Here is a 24,264-nt window from a genome sequence, read left to right as displayed (position 1 = left end):
TCAATTCAAGCGCGGATTGAGCGCGTCGCGCAGCCAGTCACCCAGCAAGTTGACCGACAGCACCAGCAGCACCAACGCGGCGCCCGGGAAGATGGTGATCCACCACTCTCCGGAAAACAGGAAATCGTTGCCGATGCGGATCAGCGTGCCCAGCGACGGCGCCGTCGGCGGCACCCCCACCCCCAGGAACGACAGCGTCGCCTCGGTGATGATCGCGGTGGCCAGGTGCACGGTCGCCAGCACCAGCACCGGCCCCAGCACATTGGGCAGCACATGGCGGAACATGATGACCGGCGAAGCCACCCCGATCACCCGCGCGGCCTGCACGTATTCGCGGTTCTTCTCCACCAGCGTCGAGCCCCGCACCGTGCGGGCGTACTGCGGCCAGCCGGCAAGCGCGATGGCGCCGATCAGCACCGGGAACGCGATGATCTCGTGCAGCTCGCGCGGCACCGCCGCACGCGCCACGCCGTCGATCAAGAGCGCGATCAGGATCGCCGGGAACGACAGCTGCACGTCCGCGATCCGCATGATGAACGCGTCGATGCGTCCGCCCGCGTAGCCCGAGATCAGCCCCAGCACGATGCCGATCAGCATCGACAGCAACACCGACGCCAGGCCGATCAGCAGCGACACGCGAGTGCCGTACAGAATCGCCGAATAAAGGTCGCGGCCCTGACTGTCGGTGCCCAGCAGATAGGTCTGCTGGCCGTTGGCCTCCCAGGCCGGCGGCAACAGCGCATCCAGCAATTCCACCTTGGTCAGGTCGAACGGATTGTGCGGCGCGACCCAGCCGGCGCCGAACGAGCCGATCAGCAGCAAGGCCAGCAAGACGGTGGCCACGATGGCCACGGGCGCCCGGCGCCAGGCCCAGGCAATGTCGCTGTCCCACCAGCGTTTCATGACGGCGCGCATCAGTGGCCACCTCCGCCGCGGGTCAATCCCGAGCGCAAGCGCGGGTCCACGACAAAATACAGAAGATCGACGATCAGGTTGATCACCACGAACACCAGCGCGATCAGGCACAGGTACGCGGCCATCACCGGCACGTCGGCGAATTGCACCGCCTGGATGAACAACAGACCCATGCCCGGCCACTGGAACACCGTCTCGGTCACGATGGCAAAAGCGATGATGCCGCCCAGCTGCAGGCCGGTGATGGTGATGACCGGCACCATGGTGTTCTTCAGCGCATGGCCGAAGTGGATGGCGCGGCGCTTCAGGCCGCGGGCGCGGGCGAACTTGATGTAGTCCGACCGCAGCACCTCCAGCATTTCCGACCGCACCAGCCGCAGCACCAGGGTCATCTGGAACAGCGACAGCGTGATGGACGGCAGGATCAGGTGCTTCCAGCCCGTGGCGGTGAACAGCCCCGACGTCCACCAGCCCACGCTGACGGTATCGCCGCGGCCATAGCTGGGCAGCCAGCCCAGCTGCACCGAGAACACCAGGATCAGCAGGATGCCGATCAGGAAGGTCGGCAGCGACACCCCCAGAAGCGAGCCGGCCAACAGCAGCTGCGACAGCAGGCTGTTGCGCTTGAGCGCGGTATACACGCCCAGCGGCACCCCCACCACCAGCGCCAGCAACGCCGCCACCATGGACAGTTCCAGCGTGGCCGGCAGGCGCGATTTGAGCAGGGTGGAAACGGGTTCGCTCTGGCGCAGGGAGATGCCGAAATTACCCTGGGCGGCGTTGGCCACGAAGTGGCCGAATTGAACGATGGCAGGCTCGTTCAGGCCCAGTCGTTCACGCAGTTCGATGCGTTCGGCATCGGTGGCGTCCTGCCCCAGCATGATGGTGACAGGGTCGCCGACGTATTGAAAAAGTACAAAGGCCAGTAGCGCGACGGTGAGCATCACCGCTACGGCCTGCAACAGGCGACGCAGTATGAAAGCAAACATAGGCGGGAAAAGCAAAGACGGCGAAGCCCCTCAGCAGGGGCTTCGCTGTCTGGTTAGCCGGGATCAGTCGACCTTGACCCAATCGGCAACAAGGCGATTGTCGGCGCGGTGGATGACCGAGACGTTCTTGCGCATGGCCCAGGGAATGACCTGGTCGTGCAGCGCGATGTGGCCGAATTCCTTGGCGTGAACTTCCAGCACCTTCTGGATGTCCGCGTCGCGTTTGGCTGCGTCGGTTTCCGTCTTGATGCGATCGATGATCGCGTCCAGTTCCTTGTTGCTGTAGTTGCCCAGGTTGTACATGCCGTCCGCGCCTTCGCCCTTGGTGCGGATCAGGTTCTGCAATGTGTACATGGCGTCGAACGTCGGCACGCCCCAGCCGAACAGGTAGGCGCTGGTGTCGGAGTTCTGCACCTTGGGGAAGTAGGTCGAACGCGGCATGGCGTTCATCGTGGCCTTCACGCCCACCTTGGCCCACATGCCCACCACGGCCTGGCAGATCGCCTCGTCGTTGATGTAGCGGTTGTTGGGGCAGTCCAGCGTGAAGTTCAGGGTGCCGTCGTAGCCGGCATCCTTGAGCAGCGCGCGGGACTTCTCGGGATCGTAGGGCACGCGCTTGTGCAACGATTCGGTCCAGCCATGCACCTGCGGCGCAATCATGGTGCCGGTAGGCGCCGACAGGCCGCGCATCACGGCGCGCTTGATGGCGTCCACGTCGATGGCGCGGTACAGCGCCTCGCGCACGCGGATGTCCTGGAACGGGTTCTTGCCCTTGATGTTCGAGTACTGCAGCTCGGGGCGCTTCTGGTCCAGGCCCAGGTAGATGGTGCGGTATTCGTTGCCCTCGACCACCTTGGCCGACTGGCGCAGGCGGTCCAGGTCCTGCGCGGCCGGGTCCAGCACGAAGTCGATCTCGCCCGACAGCAGCGCGGCGGTGCGGGTGGCGTTCTGCTTGATCGGCGTGAACACCACTTCGGTGACGTTGCCGACCTTGCCGGCCTTGTTCCACCAGTCCTTGTTTTCTTCGAACACCGTGCGCACGTCCACTTCGCGCGACTTCAGCTTGTAGGGGCCGGTGCCGTTGGTGTTGCGCGCGCCGAAGGTCTCTTCCTTGTTGACGAAGTCCTGCGGCTTGGCGATGTTGTTCTTTTCCGACCAGGCCTTGTTCATGATGAACACGTTGGGCAGCTGGCGCAGCAGCACGGGGTTGGGCGCCGAGGTCTCGATCTCGACCGTCAGGTCGTCGATCTTGCGCGCTTCCTTGATGCCGGTGGTGTAGGCCTTGTAGTTCGACGTGGGCGCCATGGCGCGATGCACCGAGAACACCACGTCGTCGGCGGTGAAGGCGGCGCCGTCATGGAACTTCACGCCGGGGCGCAGCTTGAAGCGATACAGCGTGGGCGAGACCTGCTCCCACTCGGTCGCCAGGCGCGGCACCACCTTGAAGTCCTTGTCGTAGTCCACCAGCGGTTCGTAGATGTAGCTGTTGGCGGCGATCGTCATGCCTTCGTTCTGCGAATGCGGATCAAAGGTGAGGATGTCGCCCTGGGCGGCCCAACGGAAGGATTTGGCCTGCCCGATCGAGGGCACGGCCACGGCGGCGGCGATCGCGATGGCAATCAAAGTGCGGCGCATAGGTGTCAACTCCTGACTGTAGTCTGAATACCGGCGCGATATTGCCTAGCCGCAAGACCCTCGTCAATTAAGGGTTTATGCGTACCGGAGCCGGTTTTCACAGGAGAAACACAATTAGGGACATATAAGGACATGACGAAAAAATCGCATATCCGCCCAAGTAAACAGTGTTCACCTGTCGGACAAGCCCTATTCGTCCGTGTCCAGCGGCAGGTCCAGCGGCACGTGTTCCGTCATCAGCACGCGCAGCATGTCGATCAGCAGCGCTGCCTTTTCTTCGCCGAAAGGCGCCAGCACCGCCTTCTGGTGCTGGGTGGCCTGCTCGCATAGCGCCGCAATCAGGTTGCGGCCCTTGGTGGTGATGCCGACCCGCGTCTGGCGGCGGTCGGCGCGCACGCCGGTGCGCGCCACCAGCCCCTCGGTTTCCATGCGCTGCACCACCTTGCTCAAGGTCGGCTGCTTGGTGATGGCCAGCACCGCCAGGTCGCCGATGGTTTCGCCCGCGCTGCCTTCCAGGCTGGCCAGCACCCGCCATTCGGTGACCGACAGGCCGGCCGACTTCACCTGCTGATGGAATTCGGCCGAGATGCGCTGGCTGGCCTGCGCCAGCAGGTAGGCCAGGTAATCGTCGACGAACCGCGTGCCGGTGGCCAGGGTCCCGCTCTGCTTGTCCGACCGCATGTTGCTTTGCTCCCACGCACCAATATGGATAGGCGGCGTCATGCCGCAGGGCGCATTGCACCACGGCGGCGCGAAGGCGCGCCATGACGCGATGCAATGCTGTTGCGCAGCACAGGGTATACCCCGAATCGCAACCCGTTTTTGCACCATCAAGAGGCTTTTCACGAGCATCGAATGCTGAGGACAACCAGTATATACACCCTTGTTTTAGCGTGATATTTTTTTGATTCCATGAAATTTCATCTTTTTTGTTGACAGCTAAAACGTTGACTCCTAAAGTATTTTTCAGAGTGAAATTTCGTGACGTGGCCTTGCTGCGAAGCAGCAACGCTTGAGGACCCGCAAGCCGGTCCGCGTGGAGGAGTTCGAGATGGCTGAAAGGTCTTTCAAGAAAGAAGTCCAGCAGTTGCGTATCGGGGCCGGAGAAGAGTTTCGCGGCGAGGGCATTCTTGCCGTCACCAAGGCGCTGCTGCAATCCGGCGTGGGCTACGTGGCCGGTTACCAGGGGTCGCCGATCTCGCACCTGATGGACGTGCTGGCCGACGCCAACGACATCCTGCAGGAGCTGGGCGTGCACTTCGAGGCCAGCGCATCCGAAGCCACCGCCGCCGCCACGCTGGCCGCGTCCGTCATGTACCCGATACGCGGCGCCGTCACCTGGAAGTCCACCGTGGGCACCAACGTCGCGTCCGACGCGCTGGCCAACCTGGCCTCGGGCGGCGTCACCGGCGGCGCGCTGGTGATCGTCGGCGAAGACTACGGCGAAGGTTCGTCCATCATGCAGGAACGGTCGCACGCATTCGCCATGAAGTCGCAGATCTGGCTGCTGGACCCTCGCCCCAACCTGGAAAGCATGGTCAAGGCGGTGGAAGACGGCTTCGCGCTGTCGGAAGCCAGCAAGACGCCGGTGATGCTGCAACTGCGCATCCGCGGCTGCCATGTGCACGGCCGCTTCATCGCCAAGGAAAACAAGCGCCCGGCGTTCTCGCTGGCCCAGGCGCTGGAAAGCCCGGCGCGCGACACGAGCCGCATCGTGCTGCCGCCCGCCTCCTTCCTGCACGAACAGGAAAAGATCAAGGAACGCTGGCCCGCCGCCATCCGCTATATCAAAGCGCACAAGCTCAACGAGCACTTCGACGGCGACCAGGACGACATCGGCCTGATCCTGCAGGGCGGGCTGTACAACGGCGTGATCCGCGCCTTGCAGCTGCTGGGCCTGGCCGACAACTTCGGCAACAGCCGCATTCCGCTGTATGTCATGAACGTGGCCTACCCCGTCATCGAAGACGAGGTCATCGACTTCTGCCGCGGCAAGCGTTCGGTGCTGTTGCTGGAAGAAGGCCAGCCCGACTACCTGGAACAGAACCTGCACGCCGTGCTGCGCAAGGCAGGCATCGACACCCGCCTGTCCGGCAAGGACGTGCTGCCGATGGCGGGCGAATACACCACCCAGGTCATGCGCGACGGCCTGCGCGAATTCCTCAAGCGTGAACGCCCGCAATCGTTGCAGACGCATGCGGCGGTGGCCGTGGACCGCGAGGCCAGCGCCGCGCCGCAGCTCGAGATCACCGAGATCGCAAGGCCCAAGCCGGCGCCGCGTCCGGCCGAACAGCCCATCACCTTCCACAAGCAGGTGGCCGACCTGGCCGCCGTGGTGCCGCCCCGCCCCGCCGGTTTCTGTACCGGCTGTCCGGAACGGCCGATCTTCTCGGCCCTGACCCTGGCGCAGGAAACGCTGGGGCAGCACCATATTTCTTGCGACATCGGTTGCCACCTGTTTTCGATCCTGCCGCCCTTCAACCTGGGCGCCACCACCATGGGCTACGGCCTGGGCGCGTCCAGCGCGGCCGCGTTCAACGTGCCGGCGGCCAAGCGGCCGATCTCGATCATGGGCGACGGCGGCTTCTGGCACAACGGCCTGGCCTCGGGCATCGGCAACGCGGTGTTCAACAAGTACGACGGCGTCATCGTCATCGTCGACAACTTCTACGCGTCGGCCACCGGCGGGCAGGACATCCTGTCGTCCCGCGCCGAGAACCCCGACCGGTCCACCAACAACCCCATCGACCAGGCCGTGCGCGGCGTGGGCGTGAAGTGGGTCCGCACGCTGGACCGCACCTATGACGTGGCCAAGGTGCGCGCCACGATCGAAGAGGCGCTGACCACCGACATCAAGGGCCCCAAAGTCATCATCGCCCAGTCGGAATGCATGCTGAACAAGCAGCGTCGCATCAAGCCGCTGTTCAACAAGGCGGTCAAGGAAGGCCGCCGCGTGGTCAAGGAACGCTTTGGCGTCGACCCCGACGTATGCACCGGCGACCACGCCTGTATCCGGCTGTCGGGCTGCCCGTCGCTGACGGTGAAGGACAGCGGCGACCCCTTGAAGGAAGACCCGGTGGCGCACGTGGAAAGCAGCTGCGTGGGCTGCGGCAATTGCGGCGAAGTCGCCCATGCCGCGGTGCTGTGCCCGTCTTTCTACCGTGCCGACATCGTGCACAACCCCAGCGGCCGCGACCGTTTCCTGGCGCGCGTGCGCCAGGGCGTGATCGGCTACCTGCAGCGCCGTCGCGCCGCGCGCCTGGCCAAATTCGCCCTGTGAGGACCCGCCCCATGAACCCGGTGGCATTGCAGCAAGGCACCCCCATCAAGATCGCTATCCTGGCCATGGGCGGCCAGGGCGGCGGCGTGCTGGCCGACTGGATCGTCGACATGGCCGAACACGCCGGCTGGTGGGCCCAGACCACCTCGGTGCCCGGCGTGGCCCAGCGCACCGGCGCCACCATCTATTACCTGGAACTGCTGCCCGAAGCCGATGTGGCCCGTGCCGGCCGTCCGCCCGCGCTGGCGCTGATGCCCACGCCCGGCGACGTCGACCTGGTGGTGGCAGCCGAACTCATGGAAGGCGGCCGCGCGATCCAGCGCGGCCTGGTCACGCCCGACCGCAGCGTGCTGATCGCCTCGTCGCACCGCAGCTACGCCGTCAGCGAGAAGTCGGCGCCCGGCAACGGCATTGCCGACCCCAACAAGGTGCTGGAAGCCGGCCGCGCCGCCGCCCGCCGCTTTTTGTGCTTTGACCTGCAGGACCTGGCCGATCGGGCCGGCAGCGTCATCAGCGCCAGCCTCTTCGGCGCGGTGGCCGGCAGCGGCGCCCTGCCGTTCTCGCGCGAAGACTATGAAGCCACCGTGCGCCGTGCCGGCGTCGGCGTGGACGCCAGCCTGCGCGCCTTCGCGCTGGGCTTTACGGCTGCCGACCAGGCGCCCGCGCAACCGGCCGCGATCGACCTGACCCGCCCCGTGCCGCTGCTGCCCGAACGCGCCGCCAGCCCGCGCACGCAGGCGCTGCTGGACACCATTGCCCGCGATTTCCCGCCCTGTGCCCAGCCCATGCTGGTGGCCGGCGTGCGCCGCCAGATCGAATTCCAGGACCTGGCCTACGCGCAGGATTACCTGGCGCGCATGCAAGCCATCCGTGAACTGGACGCGCGCCACGGTGGCGAGGCCAGGCAATGGGCGCTGACCTGCGCCGCCGCGCGCTACCTGGCCACCGCCATGGCCTACGACGACGTGATCCGCGTGGCCGACCTGAAGACCCGCGGCTCGCGCTTCGAGCGCGTGCGCAGCGAAGTGGGCGCCAAGCCGGACCAGCTGGTCTACACCACCGAATTCATGCATCCGCGGCTGGAAGAGATCTGCGGCACGCTGCCCGCGGGCCTGGGCCGCTGGCTGGAGCAGTCCAAGGGCTTTGGCGGCTTTGTCGAGCGGCGCCTGGGCAAGGGCCGCCGCATGCAAAGCGGCACGCTGGGCGGCTTCATGATGCTGTACCTGCTGGCCGGCATGCGGCGCTTTCGCCGTCGCACGCTGCGCCACCAGATCGAATCGGCCGCGCTGACGCAGTGGCTGGACCTGATATCCAGCCTGGCGCCGCGCGACTACGACCTGGCCGTGGAAACGGTCAATTGCCGCCGCCTGGTCAAGGGCTACAGCGACACCCACGTGCGCGGCGGCGGCAAGTACCGCCAGCTGATCGCGGCCGCGGCCCAACTGGCGGGCCGGCCCGATGCCGCGGCGTCGCTGCGGTCGCTGCGCGAAGCCGCGCTGGCCGACGAGAAATGCGGCCCCATGGAACGCCAGCTGGCCGACGTACTGGCCCAGAAAATGGCCGCCTGACCCCAGAACCTAGAGACGAACGCCGTGCAAACCCTGAAACTCATCGTCCGCGAGATCCGCCAGGAATCGCCTCTGATCCGTTCGCTGCGCCTGGCGCGCGAAGACGGCGGCGCCCTGCCCGCCTTCGGCCCCGGCGCCCACCTGAAAGTCTCGGTGCCCGGCCTGCGCGAGCCGCGCTGTTATTCGCTGGTGCAACTGGCGCCCGAGGCTGGCCGCTTTGCCGAGCCCGCCGAATACCGCCTGGGCGTGCGGCTGGAAGAAGCCAGCCAGGGCGGTTCGCGCCACATGCACGGGCTGGCGGTGGGCGACACGCTGACCGTCGAAGGCCCCAGGAACGACTTTCCGCTGCACGAATCCCCGGCCGGCGACGAACCGGTGGTGCTGATCGCAGGCGGCATCGGCATCACGCCGGTAGCGTCCATGGCGGCGGCCTTGAAATCCGCCGGCCGCGCCTTCCGCCTGCACTACAGCGGCCGCAGCCGCGACCAGCTGGCGTTCCTGCCGGAACTGCAGGCCCTGGCCGGCGACGCGCTGGCCCTGCACGCCGACGATGAGCCGTCGTGCCGCTTCGATCTGCAAGCCCTGCTGGACGCCGCCACCCCGCGCCAACACCTGTACGTGTGCGGCCCCAAGGGCCTGATCGACGCCGTCATCCAGGGCGCCCGCGCGCGCCACTGGCCCGACGCCCACATCCATTTCGAACTGTTCGCCAGCGCCGCGCCCCAGGCCGGCGACCAGCCGTTCGAGGTGGAACTGCGCCAGTCCGGCCGCGTGCTGACGATTCCCGCCGACAAGACCATCGTCGACGTCATGGAAGAAGAAGGCTGCGATCCCATGTTTGACTGCAAGCGCGGCGAATGCGGCGTTTGCCAGGCCACCGTGCTGGAAGGCGAGCCCGACCACCGCGACTACTACCTGTCGGACACCGAGAAAGCCAGCGGCAAGATCATCCAGATCTGCATTTCGCGCGCCAAGTCGGCGCGCCTGGTGCTGGACCTGTAGAGCCAGTCCGCAGAAAGGAGACGAGCATGGCCAAATACCGCGACAATCCCGACGCCATCCGCGCCCTGCTGCGCGAGACCGAGGTGCACAAGGACCTGTTCATCGACCAGGAACTGTTCGACCTGGAAATGGAACGCCTGTACGCCAACACCTGGGTCTACGTCGGCCACGACAGCCAGGTTCCCAACCCGGGCGATTACATCACCACCACCGTCGGCAACCAGCCGGTGGTGATGGTGCGCCACAGCGACCGCACGGTGCGCGTGTTGCACAACCGCTGCCCGCACAAGGGCACCATGGTGGCGGGCGAGGCCTGCGGCAATACGGGCAAGTTCTTCCGCTGCCCCTACCATGCCTGGACCTTCAAGACCGACGGCAGCTTGCTGTCGATCCCCCTGAAAAAGGGCTACGAGAACACCGGGCTGGAACAATGCGAAGCCAGCCAGGGCATGGCGGCCGTAAAAGACGTGCGCAACCATCGCGGCTTCGTGTTCTGCCGCCTGAATCCCGAGGGTCAGTCGTTCGAGGACTTCTTCGGCGACGCGCTGTCGACCCTGGACAACATGGTCGACCGCTCGCCCGAAGGCCGCCTCGAAGTGGCCGGTGGCGTGTTGCGCTACATGCACCGCTGCAACTGGAAGATGCTGGTGGACAACCAGACCGACACCTGCCACCCGATGGTGGCGCACGAGTCGTCGGCCGGCACTGCCGTCAAGGTCTGGGAAGCTGCCCCCGCCGGCACGCCCAAGCCCATGGCGGTGGAACTGTTCGCGCCCTTCATCTCGCCCTATGAGTTCTTCGAAAACATGGGCATCCGCGTCTGGGAAAACGGCCACGGCCACACGGGCGTGTCGGATTCGATCCATGCGGCGTATTCCGGCATTCCAGGCTACTGGGAATCCATGGTGGCAGCCTATGGCGAAGAACGCGCGCACCAGATCCTGGGCGACGTACGCCACAACACGGTGTATTTCCCCAACATCATGGTCAAGGGCCCGATCCAGACGTTGCGCGTGTTCAAGCCGATCGCCGCCGACCGCACACTGGTGGAGTCCTGGACCTTCCGCCTGGTCGGCGCGCCCGACCTGCTGCTGGAACGCACCCTCATGTACAACCGGTTGATCAACGCCCCCACATCCGTGGTCGGCCACGACGACCTGGAAATGTACGAGCGCGCGCAGGACGGGCTGCAATCGCGGGCCCGCGACTGGGTCAACGTCGGCCGGCTATATACGCCCGACGAGGCCGGACGCAAGAACGTGACCACCAACGGCACCAACGAATGGCAGATGCGCAACCAGTACCGCGCCTGGGGCCGCTACATGACGCAGACGGAGGCAGCATGAGTTTTTCCGAACGCGACCTGATCGATTTCGTCTACGCCGAGGCCCGCCTGCTCGATGAGCTGCGCTTCGAGGACTGGCTGGACCTGTATTCCGAAGACGGCTACTACTGGATGCCGCTGGCCCACGGCCAGACCGACGCCAGGCTGCACGCCTCGCTGATGTACGAAGACAAGCTGCTGCTGCGCGTGCGGGTCGAGCGCCTGGCCGGCCAGCGCACCTTTTCGCAGCAGCCCAAGAGCCGCTGCCACCACTTGCTGCAGGCGCCCACCGTCGAGCGCGACCATCCGGAATCCGCCCCCGACGAAGGCCGCCACGTGCTGCGCACCGCGTTCCACTATGTCGAGACGCGTCAGGACGCGCAGACGCTGTACGCCGGCTGGATCACCCACCACCTGGTGGAACAGGACGGCGCGCTGCGCATCCGGTTAAAGCGCGTTGACCTGGTCAATTGCGATGCCGCTTTCGGCAACATCCAACTGTTCATGTAGGAGCGGCTTGTGAGCACCACCGTCCATCAGGCTTTCCGCGATACCGCGGCCCGCCACGGCGCCAGGCCCTTCCTGTGCATCCTGCCGGAAACGGCCGAGGCCTACGGCATCGGCGCCGGCGAACTGGGCTATGCGCAGGCCGCCAGCGCCATCGAGACGCTGCGCGCCGCCTACGCCCAGGCCGGCTACGGCCATGGCCACCGCGCCGGCCTGCTGCTGGAGAACCGCCCGGCCTTCTTCCTGCACTGGTTCGCGCTGAACGCGCTGGGCGTGTCGGTGGTGCCCATCAACCCCGACCTGCGCGCGGCCGAACTCGAATACCTGACCGGCCATTCCGAGATCGCGCTGGCGGTGGCGCTGCCCGACCGCCATGCCGACCTGCTGGCCGCGGCCGAACGCGCGGGCCGCCCCTTGCGGGTGATGGCGCCGGACGACGCGCCGCCCGCCGCGCCGTTTGCCGCACCGCTGACCGGCGAACCCGGCGAACTGACCGAATGCGCGCTGCTGTACACGTCCGGCACCACCGGCCGGCCCAAGGGCTGCATCCTGCCCAATCGCTATTTCCTGCATGCGGGCGGCTGGTATGCGCGCATCGGCGGCCTGGCCGAGCTGCGGCCCGGCGAAGAACGCATGCTGACGCCGCTGCCGCTGGTGCATATGAACGCCATGGCCTATTCCGCCATGGCGATGGTGCTAACCGGCGGCTGCCTGATTCCGCTGGATCGCTTCCACCCCAGGACCTGGTGGGATAGCGTGCGCGATTCCCGCGCCACGGTGCTGCACTACCTGGGCGTGATGCCGGCCATCCTGATGAAGGCCGAGCCGTCCGCGCAAGACCGCCAGCCCGCCATCCGCTTCGGCTTCGGCGCAGGCGTGGACCGCAAGCTGCAGCAGCCGTTCGAAGCGCGCTTCGGCTTTCCGCTGCTGGAGGCCTGGGCCATGACGGAGACCGGCGCGGGCGCCGTCATCATCGCCAATAAGGAACCCCGCCATATCGGCGAAAGCTGCTTCGGCGCCGAAGAAGACGATGTCGAAGTTCGCATCGTGGCCGACCACGGCGGCGATGCGGCGGCCGGCGAACCGGGCGAGCTGCTGGTGCGCCACGCCGGCAGCGACCCGCGCTACGGCTTTTTCGCCGGTTACCTGAAAGACGCGGACGCCACCGACCAGGCCTGGGAAGGCGGCTGGTTCCATACCGGCGACATCGTGCGGCGCGAGGCCGACGGCGCGCTGCGCTTTGTCGATCGCAAGAAGAACGTGATCCGCCGCAGCGGCGAGAACATCTCGGCCGTGGAAGTGGAAAGCGTGCTGCTGCAGCACCCGCTGGTCAAGGCCGTGGCGGTGGCCGCCGTGCCCGACCCGGTGCGCGGCGACGAGGTGCTGGCCTGCGTGGTGGCGGAAACGGCGCCCGCCGACGCTGCCGCCCGGGCCGACGCCGCGCGCGGCATCGTGCAATGGAGCCTGCAGCAACTGGCCTACTACAAGGCGCCCGGCTATGTGGCGTTTGTCGACAGCCTGCCGCTCACCACCACCAACAAGATCCAGCGCGGCGAAATGAAGACGCTGGCGCCGACGCTGCCGGGCACCGCCTGCTGCGTCGACACCACCGCCATGAAAAGGCGCCAGGAGCCCGCCCGATGACCGCGCCGCGCGCCCGTTATGACGGCGTGGTGGCGGCCCTGCCCGTCAGCATTCCGTACGAGCGCTATTCCACGCTGGCCGCGCATGGCTGGCTGGGCCGGGCGCTGGCCGCGCTGATCCGCCAGGCCGGCATCGCCAAGACCGACGTCGACGGCCTGTGCGTGTCCAGCTTCACGCTCGCGCCGGACACCGCCGTGGGCCTGGTGCAGCACCTGGGCATGAGCCCGCGCTGGCTCGACCACATTCCGATGGGCGGCGCCAGCGGCGTGGCCGCGTTGCGCCGCGCCGCCCGCGCGGTGCAGACCGGCGACGCCAATATCATCGCCTGCATCGCGGGCGACACCAACCAGGTCGACTCGTTCCGCAATACCGTCAGCCAGTTCTCGCGCTTCGCCCAGGATGCTGTCTATCCGTATGGCGCGGGCGGCCCCAACGCCAGCTTCGCGCTGCTGACGGCGCACTACATGCGGGCCACCGGCGCTACCCGTGAAGACTTCGGCAAGGTCTGCGTGGCGCAGCGCGACAACGCCCTGCGCTACCCGCTCGCGCTGATGAAAAAGCCGCTGACGCTGGCCCAATACCTGGACGCCCGCGTCATCGCCGACCCGATCCACCTGTTCGATTGCGTCATGCCCTGCGCCGGTGCCGACGGCTTCCTGGTCATGACCGAGGCCCGCGCCCAGGCGCTGGGCCTGCCCTACGCCCGCATCCTGTCCACCATCGAACGCCACAACGCCTGGATCGAAGACCCGATCCAGACCCGCGGCGGCTGGACCGTGGACATCGACGAACTCTATGGCATGGCCAACGCCGCGCCGGCCGACATGGATTTCCTGCAGGCCTATGACGACTACCCGGTCATCAACCTGATGCAGATGGAAGACCTGGGCTTTTGCGCCAAGGGCGCGGCACCCGAGTTCGTGCGCGCCAACACCTTCACGGTGGACGGCAGCCTGCCCTTCAACACCAACGGCGGCCAGTTGTCGGTGGGCCAGGCAGGCGCGGCCGGCGGCTACCTGGGCATGGTCGAAGCCCTGCGCCAACTGACCGGCACGGCGGGCGGCACCCAGGTGGCCGGCGCGCGCCTGGGGCTGGTCAGCGGCTTCGGCATGATCAATTACGACCGCGGGCTGTGCACCGCCGCGGCCATCCTGGCAAGGAGCGACGCATGACCGAGCCGCTAGCCAAGCCGCCGCGCAAGAACCCGGTGGCGCGCACCCGCCAGCCGACCCTGCCGCCCGGCGCTCGCAGCCGCGCCGCGCTGGGCCTGACGGCCGCGGCCGCCGAAGGCCGCTTCGACCTGCAGACCTGCGCCGACTGCGGCGCGGTGCAATATCCGCCGCGCGACGCCTGCAGCCATTGCCTGTCCGACCGCCTGCCGTGGCGGCCGGCGGATCCTCATGGCGTGCTGCTGGTCAGCACCACCCTGCATCACAGCAACGACCTGTACTTCCGCGAACGCCTGCCCTGGCGCGTGGGCACCGTGCGCATGGACGCCGGCCCCTCGGTCGTGGCCCACGTCCACCAGGACTGCGCCGACGGCGCCCGCGTGCGGCTGGCGCTGAAGCTGGACCGCGCCGGCCAGGCCGTGATGATCGCCCTGCCCGAAAGGAATACGCCGAACATGGAAGATGACAAGACCCTGCGCGAAACCTCGTGCGATCCGAAGTTCCGCCGCGCGCTGGTCACCGACGGCAAGTCGGCCGTGGGCCAGGCAGTGGCGCGCGCGCTGCTGGACGCCGGCAGCCCGGCCGTGTTTCTAGGCGATCCGCAGGCCTGGCGCCAGGACGCCGGCTTCAATGCACTGGCGGCCGACCCGCGGGTTCAGGTGCTGGCGCTGGACGTGACCGACTCCGATTCCGTCGAACGCGCCGCGGCGTCCATCGGCGGCAAGGTCGAGATTCTGGTCAACACGGCCGACCTGGAACGCGAAGGCGGCCTGCTGGACCGGCGCGACGTGAACACCGCCCGGGATGCCATGGACGTGAACGTGCTGGGCCTGATGCGGCTGGCGCAAGGCTTCGGCCCGGCGTTGTGTGGCCGCGCGGCCGATGGCGTCAACAACGCGGCGGCCTGGGTCAATGTGCTGTCGATCTACGCCCACATGAACCTGCCGTCGCGCGGCATGTGGTCGGCCTCGAAGGCCGCCGCGCTGTCGCTGGCGCAGTGCCTGCGCGCCGAGATGCGGCCGGCGGGCGTGCGGGTGGTGAACGTGTTTCCGGGCCCGGTCGACCATGAATGGGAGCAGCGCACGCCGCCCCCGCGCGTGGCGCCCAAGGCCATCGCGAGCGCCATCGTGCGCGCGCTGCAAGACGGCGTCGAAGACGTGTATGTCGGCGACGTGGCGCAGGAATTCCGCGCACGGCTGGCGGAAAACCCCAAGGGACTGGAGCGGGAACTGGGCGCCTGACGGCCGGCCCACGCCCGACGACACGAAAACCAAAAGGAGCAACAGATGAGCCAACCCATTCTTGCCCAATTCATGACCGAACTGGTTTCGGGCCGCATCCGCCTGGTGGACCTGACCGAGACGCTGACGCCGGAATTCCCGACCATCGTGCTGCCGCCGGAATTCGGCCAGGCCTGGCCGTTCCGCATCGAAGAGATTTCGCGCTACGACGAGCGCGGCCCGGCCTGGTATTGGAACAACTTCTCGTGTTCGGAACACACCGGCACGCACTTCGACGCGCCGGTGCACTGGGTCACGGGCAAGGACCAGCCGGACAACACGGTGGACACCATTCCGGTGGACGCCTTCATTGCCGGCGCCTGCGTCATCGACTGTTCCGAGCAAGCCCGCGACAACCCCGACTTCCTGCTGACCATCGACTTCGTCAAGGCCTGGGAAGAAAAGCACGGCCGCATCCCGGCCCGGTCGTGGGTGCTGATGCGCACCGACTGGTCAAAGCGCGCCAAGCCCGCCGAATACCTGAACATGAAAGAAGACGGCGCCCATTCGCCCGGCCCCGACGCCGAGGTGGTGCCCTGGCTGATCAAGGAACGCGACGTGCACGGCTTCGGCACCGAATCGGTGGGCACCGACGCCGGCCAGGCGCATCACCTGAATCCGCCTTACCCCTGCCACTACTACATGCACGGCAATAACCGCTACGGTCTGCAGTGCCTGACCAACCTGGACCAGCTGCCGCCGACCGGCGCCGTGATCTTCTCGGCGCCGCTGAAGATCCGCAGCGGCTCGGGCAGCCCGTTGCGGGTCCTGGCCCTGGCGCCCCGCGCCTGACCCGCACGCAAAGGAAATCCGCATGACTCAATCCAACGTCGCGATCGTCACCGGCGGCAGCGCCGGCATCGGCGCCGAAATCTGCCGCAGCATGCTCGATGCCGGCTACGAAGTGATCTCGCTGGCGCGCCGCGCGGCCGATTTCAGCCACCCGCGCCTGCACAACGTGCAGGTGGACCTGCTGGACGCAGACGCCACCGCGCAGGCCGGCGCCGAGATCGTGGCGCGTTTTCCCGTCAGCCACGTCATCCACAATGCCGGCGTGATCTGGCCCAAGCTGCTGCCGGACGTCACGCAGGAAGAACTGCATGGCCTGACGCAGATCCACCTGGGCGCCGCCATCAGCCTGGTGCAGGCAACCCTGCCCGGCATGCAGGAACGCAAGTTCGGCCGCATCGTCATGATGTCGTCACGCGGCGCGCTGGGCCTGCCCACCCGCACCGCCTATTCCGCCACCAAGGCCGGCATGGTCGGCATGGCCCGCACCTGGTCGCTGGAACTGGCGCCCTACGGTATTACCGTCAACGTGGTGGCGCCCGGCCCGATCCAGACCGACATGTTCTACGAGGTGATCGAGCCCGGCAGCGAGCGCGAAAAGCAGCTGGCCAATGGCATTCCCGTCAAGCGCCTGGGGCGTTCGGACGACGTGGCGCGCGCCGTCATGTTCTTTGCCGACCCGGCCAACAGTTTCGTCACCGGCCAGACGCTGTTCGTCTGCGGCGGCGCCAGCGTCAGTTCCATCACCATCTGAACGGCCTTTTTCACGCCCGCTTCGGGTTTTGACGGATAGGTAAGCACGGGGACCGGGTCTACAGTGCTGAGCCTTGCCTCTCAGAAAGTTTAAGCCGCAAGTAATTCCAGCCGTACCCGCGCAGTTCCCGTTTTCTCCGTTTTTCAGCCGCACTCCTTTTACGCTCCCTATCCGGAGGTTTTGCCATGCTGTCGAAGAAACTCCCCCTGGCCGCCGCCGTCCTGGCCGCGCTGTGTTCCCTGCCCGCCCTGGCTCAGGTCAAGGTCGGCGTGGTGTCCTCGTCCACCGGCCCCACGGCGCTGGTGGGCATTCCGCAGAAGAACACCGTGCCGCTGCTGCCTAAGAAGATCGGCGACCTGACGGTGGAATACATCTCGCTGGACGATGCCAGCGATTCCACCAACTCGGTCACCGCCTTCAAGAAGCTGATCACCGAGCAGAACGTGGACGCGCTGATCGGCCCGTCGGGCTCGCCCAACGCCATGGGCGTGATCCAGTTCGCCGCCGAAGCCGGCGTGCCGATGCTGGCGCCGGTGGGCACCGCGGCCGTGGTGCTGCCCATGAACGAGCAGAAGAAGTGGGTGTTCAAGACCACGCAGAACGACGACATCATCGCCCGCGCGCTGGTCGACCACATGGCCAAGACCGGCATCAAGACGGTCGGCTTCATCGGCCTGAACGATCCCTACGGCGAGAACTGGTACAAGGTCTTCTCGGGCCTGGCCGCCGAGAAGGGCATCAAGATTGCCGCCAACGAGCGCTATCTGCGCTTTGACAGCTCGGTCACCGGCCAGGCGCTGAAGATCCTGGCGGCCAAGCCGGACGCCGTGCTGATCGCCGCCCCCGGCGCGGCCAGCGTGCTGCCGCAGACGACGCTGTTCGACCAGGGCTACAAGGGCAAGTTCTACCAGACCCACGGCGCCGCGCTACCCGACTTCCTGAAGCTGGGCGGCAAGAAGGTCGAAGGCACGGTGCTGGCCGCCAGCCTGATGCTGGTGCTGCCGGAAATGCCCGACAGCAACCCGTCCAAGAAGGTCGCCAGCGACTACATCGCGGCCTACGAGAAGCTCAACGGTTCCAAGCCCGCCACCTTCGGCGCCAACGTCTACGACGCCGGCCTGCTGCTGGAAAAGGCCATTCCGCTGGCCGAGAAGGCCGGCAAGCCGGGCACCAAGGAATTCCGCAGCGCCCTGCGCGATGCACTGGAACAGACTCGCGAGCTGGTCGGCACCCAGGGCGTCTACAACATGAGCGCCGCCGACCACAGCGGCTTCGACGACCGCGGCCGTGAGTTGATCACGGTGAAGGATGGCAACTGGACGCTGGTGAAGTAAAGGTAAAGACCCCCCGAAGCGCTACGCGCCTCCCCCCAGGGGGCATGCCTATGGACCGGTGGTGGAGCCCCCCCCCGCAGCGCTACGCGCTTCCCCCCAGGGGGCATGCCTATGGACCGGCAAAGCCGGCTCCATGGCATCCCGCTGGGGAGCGCTTAGGTCACGATAAGGTCGCCGTCATGTTTGTCTGTTTTGTCCGGAAGTACTGATGAATGCTCAGATCGCCCTGATACTCGGGCAGGACGGCATCACCAACGGCGCCATCTACGCGCTGCTGGCCTTGTCCATCCTGCTGGTCTTTACCGTTACCCGCGTGCTGTTCATCCCCCAGGGCGAATTCGTCGCCTTCGGCGCGCTGACCATGGCCGCCCTGCAAGCCGGCAAGCCGGTGCTGCTGGTGTGGCTGCTGCTGGCCTTTGCGCTGGCCGAGGCCGTGGCCGACCTGCTGGCGCGCGCCAAGCGGCCGGGCCGCCAGCGCGGCGCCTGGCGCATCGGCGCCAAGGTGGCGTATCCGCTGATCCTGGCGGCGCTGTTCTACCGGCTGCCGCTGGCGCAGTTGCCGATGGCCGTGCAGGCGCTGTTGACGCTGCTGCTGGTGGTGCCGATGGGGCCGCAGTTGTACCGCCTGTTCTATCAGCCCATCGCGTCCGCCTCGACGCTGGTGCTGCTGATCGTGTCGATCGCGGTGCACCTGGCGCTGGTGGGCCTGGGCCTGTTGGCCTTCGGCGCCGAGGGCGCGCGCACCGCGCCGTTCAGCGATGCCAGCCTGACGCTGGGCCCCATCAACGTCAACAGCCAGGCGCTGTGGGTGGTGGCGGTGTCGGCGCTGCTGATCATCGTGCTGTACCAGTTCTTTGAACGCTCCATGTACGGCAAGGCCCTGCGCGCCGCTGCCTTCAACCGGCTGGGTGCGCGCCTGATGGGGATTTCGCCGGTGTTCGCCGGCAAGGCCACGTTCTTCCTGGCCGCGCTGATCGGCACCGTCTCGGGCATCCTGATCGCGCCCATCACCACCATGTATTTCGATTCCGGCTTCATGGTCAGCCTGAAAGGCTTCGTCGGCGCCATCATCGGCGGCCTGGTGAGCTACCCGCTGGCCGCCGCCGGCGCGGTGCTGGTCGGCCTGATCGAAGCGTTTTCCTCGTTCTGGGCCAGCGCCTACAAGGAAATCATCGTCTTCACCCTGATCATCCCCGTGCTGCTCTGGCGCTCGCTGAAAAGCCACCACGTCGAGGAAGAAGAAGAATGACCCCGCGCCATCTCGTCCTCGCGTTCCTGGCGCTGCTGGCGGCCGCGCCGCTGGTCCTGCCGCCGTTCTACGTGACCTTGCTGAACTACATTGGCCTGTACGCCATGGTGGCGTTGGGGCTGGTGCTGCTGACCGGCGTCGGCGGCCTGACCAGCTTCGGCCAGGCCGCGTTCGTCGGCGTGGGCGCCTACACCACCGCGCTGCTCACCACCCAGGCCGACGCCCTGCCCGCCTGGCTGGCCTGGCTGGGCGCCTCGCCCTGGCTGACGCTGCTGGCCGGGCTGCTACTGACGCTGGTGATCGCCTACCTGCTGGGCGCCATCACGCTCAAGCTGTCCGGCCACTTCCTGCCGCTGGGCACCATCGCCTGGGGCCTGTCGCTGTATTTCGCCTTCGGTTCGGTCGAAGGGCTGGGCGGCCACACCGGCATCCCCGACGTACCCGCCATCCATTTATTCGGCTGGGCGCTGACCCAGGGCGGCGAGATCTACTACCTGATCTGGGCCTTCCTGCTGGTGGCCATGTGGTCCACCAGCAACCTGCTGGATTCGCGCGAAGGCCGTGCGATCCGCGCCCTGAAGGGCGGCCGCGTGATGGCCGAATCCATGGGCGTGGACACCGCGCGCTCGCGCATGGTGATCTTCATCATCGCGGCGTTGCAGGCCTGCGCGTCGGGCTGGCTGTACGCGCACATGCAACGCTTCGTCAATCCGAACCCGTTCGGCCTGCAGATGGGCATCGAATACCTGTTCATGACCGTCATCGGCGGCGCCGGGCAGGTCTGGGGCGCGCTGGTCGGTGCAGGCGTGTTCACGGTGCTCAAGCAATGGTTGCAGGACTGGCTACCCAAGCTGCTGGGGCAAACCGGCAACTTTGAAGTCATCATCTTCGGCTTCGGCATGGTGCTGCTGCTGCATCGTGCCCGCGGCGGCCTGTGGCCGGTGCTGGCGCGGCGCTTTCCGGTCAGGAAAAGCGTGCGCAAGGTCGATGCGCAGGCCGAGCCGCTGCCGCGCAAGCCCATGCCGCCCCGCGGCGAAGTGGTGCTCAAGGCGGTGGATGTGACCCGCAAGTTCGGCGGCCTGGTGGCCAACAACGCCATGAACCTGGAGATCCGCGCGGGCGAGATCCTGGCGCTGATCGGCCCGAACGGCGCCGGCAAGAGCACCATGTTCAACCAGATCTCGGGCGTGGACACGCCGACCTCGGGCCAGGTCACGCTGCTGGGCCAGCCGGTGGCCGGCGCCGGGGCGCGCAAGATCGCGCGCCTGGGCCTGTCGCGCACCTTCCAGCACGTGCGCCTTCTGGGCCGCATGAGCGTGCTGGAAAACGTGGCCATCGGCGCCCACCTGCGCGGCCATCGCGGCGTGTTGCCGGCAGCCTGGCGGCTGGACCGCGCCGAAGAGGCCCGTCTGCTGGCCGAAGCTGCCCGCCAGGTCGAACGCGTGGGCCTGGGCAAGCACCTGCACGACGAAGCCGGCTCGCTGGCGCTGGGCCAGCAACGCATCCTGGAGATCGCGCGGGCGCTGGCATCGGACCCCTGCATCCTGCTGCTGGACGAACCGGCCGCGGGCCTGCGCTACCAGGAAAAATGCGAGCTGGCCGAGCTGCTGAAAAAGCTGCGCGCCGAAGGCATGGCCATCCTGCTGGTCGAGCACGACATGGACTTCGTGATGGGACTGGTGGACCGGGTGGTGGTGATGGACTTCGGCGAGAAGATCGCCGAGGGGCTGCCGGCCGAGATCCAGCACAACCCCGCGGTGCTGGAAGCGTATCTGGGCGGAGTGGAAGAATGAGCGCGAAACTGCTGGAAGTACGCGACCTGCGCGTGGCCTACGACAAGGTCGAGGCCGTCTCGGGCGTGAGCCTGTCGGTGGACGAAGGCAAGATCGTCACCGTCATCGGCCCCAACGGCGCCGGCAAGACCACGCTGCTGTCGGCCATCATGGGCGTGCTGCCCTCGCGCGGCGAGATCGTCTTCGGCGGCAAGCGCCAGGAACACGCCGAGATAGAGGAAATGGTGGCCGCCGGCATGAACCTGGTGCCCGAAAAGCGCGAACTGTTCGCCGAAATGACGGTGGAGGATAACCTGGCGCTGGGCGCCTTCGACCGCTTCCGCCGCGGCCTGCGCGACCAGGACAAGACACTGGCCGAGGTCTACGCGCTGTTCCCCCGGCTGCAGGAACGCCGCGCCCAGCTGGCCGGCACGCTATCGGGCGGCGAACGCCAGATGCTGGCGGTGGGCCGCGCCCTGATGGCCAAGCCGCGCCTGCTGATGCTGGACGAACCCAGCCTGGGTCTCGCCCCGCGCATCGTGCGCGAGGTCTTTCGCATCGTCGCGCACCTGCGCGAGATGGGCGTGTCCATCCTGCTGATCGAACAGAACGCCCGCGCCGCGCTGCAAGTGGCCGACTACGCCTACGTGCTGGAAACCGGCGCGGTCACGCTGGAAGGCCCCGCCGCCGAGGTGGCGGTGGACCCGCGCGTGGTCGAGGTCTACCTGGGACTGGGCCACGCGGCCGCCGCAACGTAAAGGGCCAGGCGGGGGCTGATGCCTCCGCGCATGCGGCAGCACGATTCGTGTACCGGCGCCCGCGCCTCAAGCCACGCCACGCCGCCGGTCGCGCCGATACAGCGCATAACCCAGCGGCCACATGATGCCGACCATCACGCGCGCCCACGGCTGCGTCAGGCGGTAGGCCTGCACGGCTGTCGGCACGCCGGAATGCTTCAGGTGCAGCCGGAACCGCGTATAGCGCGCGGCGGCCATGATGAATTCGCGCGGCCGGAAGCGGAAGAATTCCAGGTGGTGCTGCAGCATGTCCCAGGCCAGCAGGTACAGCCCCTGCGCGTTGTTGCGCACCGACACGGCCCCCTGGCTCAAGCCGCCCGGGGTGTCGTGATAGGTGCGCACGACCTGGTTGATGAAGCGGCTGAGATAGCCCGCTCGCGCAATCGCCCACCACACCAGGCTTTCGGGCACGAAGCCGGCGACGTCTTCGGGAAACGGGAATTTGCGCAGGATATCGGTGCGCATGCAGCCGAATTTCTCGCCCTTGATGCGATAGCGGAAATACACGTCGACGGCGGTGCTGTCGAAGACGTCCTGCGGATAGCGATCGCCGACGATGCTGCCGTCGGGCCGCGCACAGAGCCCGGTGATGGCCACGTAGGAATCGCGGCGCGCAGGCGGAATGGCGTCCCAGGCGGCCTTGAAGGTGGCCAGGGCGTCAGGCGGCATTTCGTCGTCGCTGTCGAGCCCGACGATCAACTGGCCATGCGCCTCGCGCACGCCCCGGTTGAAGGCGGTTTTCTTGTGCTGGTTGTTCTGCCAGACATAACGGATGGGAAAATCGGCCCGCTGCTGCCAATCGAGCACGGCTTCGTGGGTGTTGTCGGTGGAGCCGTCGTCCACGATGACCCATTCGAAATCCCGAAAAGTCTGGAGGGATAGCGATTCATACACCCGGTGCAGGGTGCCCGCCCGGTTGTAGGTCGGCGTCAGAACGGTAAAGAACGTCGGCGTGTCAGTCATGCCTGCTGTGCCCTTTTGCGATTTCCGGATAACCGCTGCGGTCTTGGTATGCGTGTTTTCGCCTGAAGTGTAGGGGATATGCCTGCGCCAACCCATGGCACGGCATGCAAATTTGCAATCAAATCTGACAATGTGCGGCTTCCAGGACGGACTCAACCTGCTTGGGAAGCCGTTGGGGCGGGCGCCGGAGTGGCGTAAACTCGGGCGGCCCCAACCGGAATGCCTATGGAAGCTTCGACCGTCCAGCTCAATGACATCGCCTTGTTCGTAGAGGTTGCCAAGCGCAAGAGCTTCAGCCTGGCCGCCCGCGCGCTGAATATGCCCACGTCCACGCTGTCACGCCGGATCAACGAGCTGGAACGGGCGATCGGGCTGCGCCTGATCAACCGCAATACGCGCCGCCTGGACCTAACGGAAGCGGGCGCGGCCTACATGAGCCGCTGCCAGGGCCTGATCGACGAAGCGCGCCTGGCGCACGAACAACTTCAGACGCTGTCGGGCGGCCCCTCGGGCAACCTGCGGGTATCGATGCCCTACAGCCTGGCCATCTGGCTGCTGCCGGAAACGATCAACGATTTCACGGACCGCTATCCGGAAGTGGAATGCGAGTTCGACCTGAGCATGATGACGGCATCGGACGCACAAGGCACGCCGTTCGATATCGTGCTGCGATTCGGCCGCAACAGCGATTACCCAACCGCCAGCCTCGACAACGGCAACGGCGCAGTGACGCCGCGCAGCGACGGCGCAGTGATCCAGGAACTGGTGTCGCTGGACAATTACCTGTACGCCTCGGACCGCTATCTGGAACGTTTCGGCGAGCCGAAGACGCCCAGCGACCTGACGCAACACCAATGCCTGCGCACGACGATCGACGACGCCCATTCCCACTGGACGCTGCACAACGGCAAGGTGAGCGAGCGGATTCCCGTGAGCGGCCACCTGGCCGCCAACAATATGAGCATCGCAGGAACGCTGGCCGGTCTGGACCTGGCCATTACCCGAATGCCCCATTGTCAGGCGTTGGATCCGATCATCAAGAGGAACTCTTTGCGGCGAGTGTTGCCGGGGTGGTCGGTGGATCCTATTTCTATCTATGTTGTTTATCCTTCGAGTATTCAGCCGGCTAAGACTCGGGCGTTTATGGATTTCATTCGGCCTAAGTTGGGGCCGGCTGAGTAGTTTTTTTGTTTACAGCGGTTTGAGTTCTTGAGCCGCGCGTGACGGGGTGGGTGTGGGGTGGGCGCCGTCTTGCGTACCCCGATGCCGCTATCGCGCTTGCGGAGCACGCGC

20 protein-coding genes are annotated in these 24,264 nt (G+C 66.7%); 15 read left to right on the top strand and 5 right to left on the bottom strand.

The annotated features are described in order from the left end of the window. The 4 genes from AC3WMR_RS00380 to AC3WMR_RS00365 all read right to left on the bottom strand — a co-directional run bounded on the left by AC3WMR_RS00380 (position 1) and on the right by AC3WMR_RS00365 (position 4,220). A complete protein-coding gene (locus tag AC3WMR_RS00380; protein ID WP_025136794.1) occupies positions 1-915 on the bottom strand; it encodes an ABC transporter permease in 915 nt (304 codons plus the stop codon). After that, on the bottom strand, positions 915-1,904 hold the full coding sequence (locus AC3WMR_RS00375; protein WP_025136793.1) for an ABC transporter permease: 990 nt from the start codon (positions 1,902-1,904) through the stop codon (positions 915-917). Before AC3WMR_RS00375 ends, AC3WMR_RS00380 begins: the two co-directional genes overlap by 1 nt. Before the next feature lie 63 nt (positions 1,905-1,967). Further along, on the bottom strand, positions 1,968-3,539 hold the full coding sequence (locus tag AC3WMR_RS00370; RefSeq protein WP_492262230.1) for an ABC transporter substrate-binding protein: 1,572 nt from the start codon (positions 3,537-3,539) through the stop codon (positions 1,968-1,970). A gap of 189 nt (positions 3,540-3,728) precedes the next feature. Beyond that, a complete protein-coding gene (locus tag AC3WMR_RS00365; protein ID WP_025136791.1) occupies positions 3,729-4,220 on the bottom strand; it encodes a MarR family winged helix-turn-helix transcriptional regulator in 492 nt (163 codons plus the stop codon). Between the two features lie 370 nt (positions 4,221-4,590). On the opposite strand from AC3WMR_RS00365, the gene AC3WMR_RS00360 reads away from it, so the two are divergent. The 14 genes from AC3WMR_RS00360 (at position 4,591) to AC3WMR_RS00295 (ending at position 21,969) form a co-directional block, all read left to right on the top strand. After that, positions 4,591-6,819, top strand: a complete 2,229-nt coding sequence (locus tag AC3WMR_RS00360) for a thiamine pyrophosphate-dependent enzyme (protein WP_492262229.1) — start codon at positions 4,591-4,593, stop codon at positions 6,817-6,819. Positions 6,820-6,830: 11 nt separating this feature from the next. Beyond that, positions 6,831-8,387, top strand: coding sequence for an indolepyruvate oxidoreductase subunit beta family protein (locus AC3WMR_RS00355; RefSeq protein WP_492262228.1), 1,557 nt, complete (start codon positions 6,831-6,833; stop codon positions 8,385-8,387). A gap of 24 nt (positions 8,388-8,411) precedes the next feature. Continuing rightward, positions 8,412-9,389, top strand: coding sequence for a PDR/VanB family oxidoreductase (locus AC3WMR_RS00350; RefSeq protein WP_492262227.1), 978 nt, complete (start codon positions 8,412-8,414; stop codon positions 9,387-9,389). A gap of 26 nt (positions 9,390-9,415) precedes the next feature. Then, positions 9,416-10,735 (top strand): aromatic ring-hydroxylating dioxygenase subunit alpha, encoded by a 1,320-nt coding sequence (locus AC3WMR_RS00345; protein WP_492262226.1) that lies wholly within the window; start codon positions 9,416-9,418, stop codon positions 10,733-10,735. Then, complete coding sequence (locus tag AC3WMR_RS00340) at positions 10,732-11,223, top strand: aromatic-ring-hydroxylating dioxygenase subunit beta (RefSeq protein ID WP_492262225.1); 492 nt, start codon at positions 10,732-10,734, stop codon at positions 11,221-11,223. Before AC3WMR_RS00345 ends, AC3WMR_RS00340 begins: the two co-directional genes overlap by 4 nt. A gap of 9 nt (positions 11,224-11,232) precedes the next feature. Continuing rightward, entirely contained in the window at positions 11,233-12,864 is a 1,632-nt protein-coding gene (locus tag AC3WMR_RS00335; RefSeq protein WP_492262224.1) for an AMP-binding protein, read from the top strand. Then, the gene (locus AC3WMR_RS00330; protein ID WP_492262223.1) at positions 12,861-14,036 is read left to right on the top strand and encodes a thiolase family protein; all 1,176 of its coding nucleotides are present in this window, start codon (positions 12,861-12,863) and stop codon (positions 14,034-14,036) included. The genes AC3WMR_RS00335 and AC3WMR_RS00330 overlap by 4 nt, the downstream gene beginning before the upstream one ends. After that, the gene (locus AC3WMR_RS00325; RefSeq protein ID WP_492262222.1) at positions 14,033-15,274 is read left to right on the top strand and encodes an SDR family NAD(P)-dependent oxidoreductase; all 1,242 of its coding nucleotides are present in this window, start codon (positions 14,033-14,035) and stop codon (positions 15,272-15,274) included. The genes AC3WMR_RS00330 and AC3WMR_RS00325 overlap by 4 nt, the downstream gene beginning before the upstream one ends. 45 nt (positions 15,275-15,319) lie before the next feature. After that, positions 15,320-16,105 carry a cyclase family protein gene (locus AC3WMR_RS00320; protein WP_492262221.1) on the top strand — a complete coding sequence of 262 codons (786 nt, stop codon included), beginning with the start codon at positions 15,320-15,322 and terminating at the stop codon, positions 16,103-16,105. A gap of 22 nt (positions 16,106-16,127) precedes the next feature. Next, a complete protein-coding gene (locus tag AC3WMR_RS00315) occupies positions 16,128-16,856 on the top strand; it encodes an SDR family NAD(P)-dependent oxidoreductase (RefSeq protein WP_492262220.1) in 729 nt (242 codons plus the stop codon). Between the two features lie 185 nt (positions 16,857-17,041). After that, positions 17,042-18,190 (top strand): ABC transporter substrate-binding protein, encoded by a 1,149-nt coding sequence (locus AC3WMR_RS00310; RefSeq protein WP_025136780.1) that lies wholly within the window; start codon positions 17,042-17,044, stop codon positions 18,188-18,190. Positions 18,191-18,398: 208 nt separating this feature from the next. After that, positions 18,399-19,439, top strand: coding sequence for a branched-chain amino acid ABC transporter permease (locus AC3WMR_RS00305; protein ID WP_492262219.1), 1,041 nt, complete (start codon positions 18,399-18,401; stop codon positions 19,437-19,439). Next, a complete protein-coding gene (locus tag AC3WMR_RS00300; protein ID WP_492262218.1) occupies positions 19,436-21,232 on the top strand; it encodes a branched-chain amino acid ABC transporter ATP-binding protein/permease in 1,797 nt (598 codons plus the stop codon). Before AC3WMR_RS00305 ends, AC3WMR_RS00300 begins: the two co-directional genes overlap by 4 nt. Beyond that, positions 21,229-21,969, top strand: a complete 741-nt coding sequence (locus tag AC3WMR_RS00295; protein WP_492262217.1) for an ABC transporter ATP-binding protein — start codon at positions 21,229-21,231, stop codon at positions 21,967-21,969. Before AC3WMR_RS00300 ends, AC3WMR_RS00295 begins: the two co-directional genes overlap by 4 nt. 66 nt (positions 21,970-22,035) lie before the next feature. Here the strand turns inward: AC3WMR_RS00295 and AC3WMR_RS00290 are convergent, their stop codons facing one another. Beyond that, the gene (locus AC3WMR_RS00290) at positions 22,036-22,971 is read right to left on the bottom strand and encodes a glycosyltransferase family 2 protein (RefSeq protein ID WP_492262216.1); all 936 of its coding nucleotides are present in this window, start codon (positions 22,969-22,971) and stop codon (positions 22,036-22,038) included. A gap of 225 nt (positions 22,972-23,196) precedes the next feature. Between AC3WMR_RS00290 and AC3WMR_RS00285 the strand changes: the two genes are divergently transcribed. Then, entirely contained in the window at positions 23,197-24,153 is a 957-nt protein-coding gene (locus AC3WMR_RS00285) for a LysR family transcriptional regulator (RefSeq protein WP_492262215.1), read from the top strand. Positions 24,154-24,264: the final 111 nt, after the last annotated feature.

Source organism: Achromobacter sp. FW305-C-28 (assembly GCF_058783235.1).
The sequence above is the reverse complement of the archived record's forward strand: the minus strand, read 5'-3'. Positions and strand labels throughout refer to the sequence as shown.

Excerpts from the sequence above, each read along its gene's own strand:
- AC3WMR_RS00380 (WP_025136794.1), bottom strand. The coding sequence starts at position 915 with ATGCGCGCCGTCATGAAACGCTGGTGGGACAGCGACATTGCCTGGGCC.
- AC3WMR_RS00375 (WP_025136793.1), bottom strand. The coding sequence starts at position 1,904 with ATGTTTGCTTTCATACTGCGTCGCCTGTTGCAGGCCGTAGCGGTGATG.
- AC3WMR_RS00370 (WP_492262230.1), bottom strand. The coding sequence starts at position 3,539 with ATGCGCCGCACTTTGATTGCCATCGCGATCGCCGCCGCCGTGGCCGTG.
- AC3WMR_RS00365 (WP_025136791.1), bottom strand. The coding sequence starts at position 4,220 with ATGCGGTCGGACAAGCAGAGCGGGACCCTGGCCACCGGCACGCGGTTC.
- AC3WMR_RS00360 (WP_492262229.1), top strand. The coding sequence starts at position 4,591 with ATGGCTGAAAGGTCTTTCAAGAAAGAAGTCCAGCAGTTGCGTATCGGG.
- AC3WMR_RS00355 (WP_492262228.1), top strand. The coding sequence starts at position 6,831 with ATGAACCCGGTGGCATTGCAGCAAGGCACCCCCATCAAGATCGCTATC.
- AC3WMR_RS00345 (WP_492262226.1), top strand. The coding sequence starts at position 9,416 with ATGGCCAAATACCGCGACAATCCCGACGCCATCCGCGCCCTGCTGCGC.
- AC3WMR_RS00340 (WP_492262225.1), top strand. The coding sequence starts at position 10,732 with ATGAGTTTTTCCGAACGCGACCTGATCGATTTCGTCTACGCCGAGGCC.
- AC3WMR_RS00330 (WP_492262223.1), top strand. The coding sequence starts at position 12,861 with ATGACCGCGCCGCGCGCCCGTTATGACGGCGTGGTGGCGGCCCTGCCC.
- AC3WMR_RS00325 (WP_492262222.1), top strand. The coding sequence starts at position 14,033 with ATGACCGAGCCGCTAGCCAAGCCGCCGCGCAAGAACCCGGTGGCGCGC.
- AC3WMR_RS00320 (WP_492262221.1), top strand. The coding sequence starts at position 15,320 with ATGAGCCAACCCATTCTTGCCCAATTCATGACCGAACTGGTTTCGGGC.
- AC3WMR_RS00315 (WP_492262220.1), top strand. The coding sequence starts at position 16,128 with ATGACTCAATCCAACGTCGCGATCGTCACCGGCGGCAGCGCCGGCATC.
- AC3WMR_RS00310 (WP_025136780.1), top strand. The coding sequence starts at position 17,042 with ATGCTGTCGAAGAAACTCCCCCTGGCCGCCGCCGTCCTGGCCGCGCTG.
- AC3WMR_RS00305 (WP_492262219.1), top strand. The coding sequence starts at position 18,399 with ATGAATGCTCAGATCGCCCTGATACTCGGGCAGGACGGCATCACCAAC.
- AC3WMR_RS00300 (WP_492262218.1), top strand. The coding sequence starts at position 19,436 with ATGACCCCGCGCCATCTCGTCCTCGCGTTCCTGGCGCTGCTGGCGGCC.
- AC3WMR_RS00295 (WP_492262217.1), top strand. The coding sequence starts at position 21,229 with ATGAGCGCGAAACTGCTGGAAGTACGCGACCTGCGCGTGGCCTACGAC.
- AC3WMR_RS00290 (WP_492262216.1), bottom strand. The coding sequence starts at position 22,971 with ATGACTGACACGCCGACGTTCTTTACCGTTCTGACGCCGACCTACAAC.
- AC3WMR_RS00285 (WP_492262215.1), top strand. The coding sequence starts at position 23,197 with ATGGAAGCTTCGACCGTCCAGCTCAATGACATCGCCTTGTTCGTAGAG.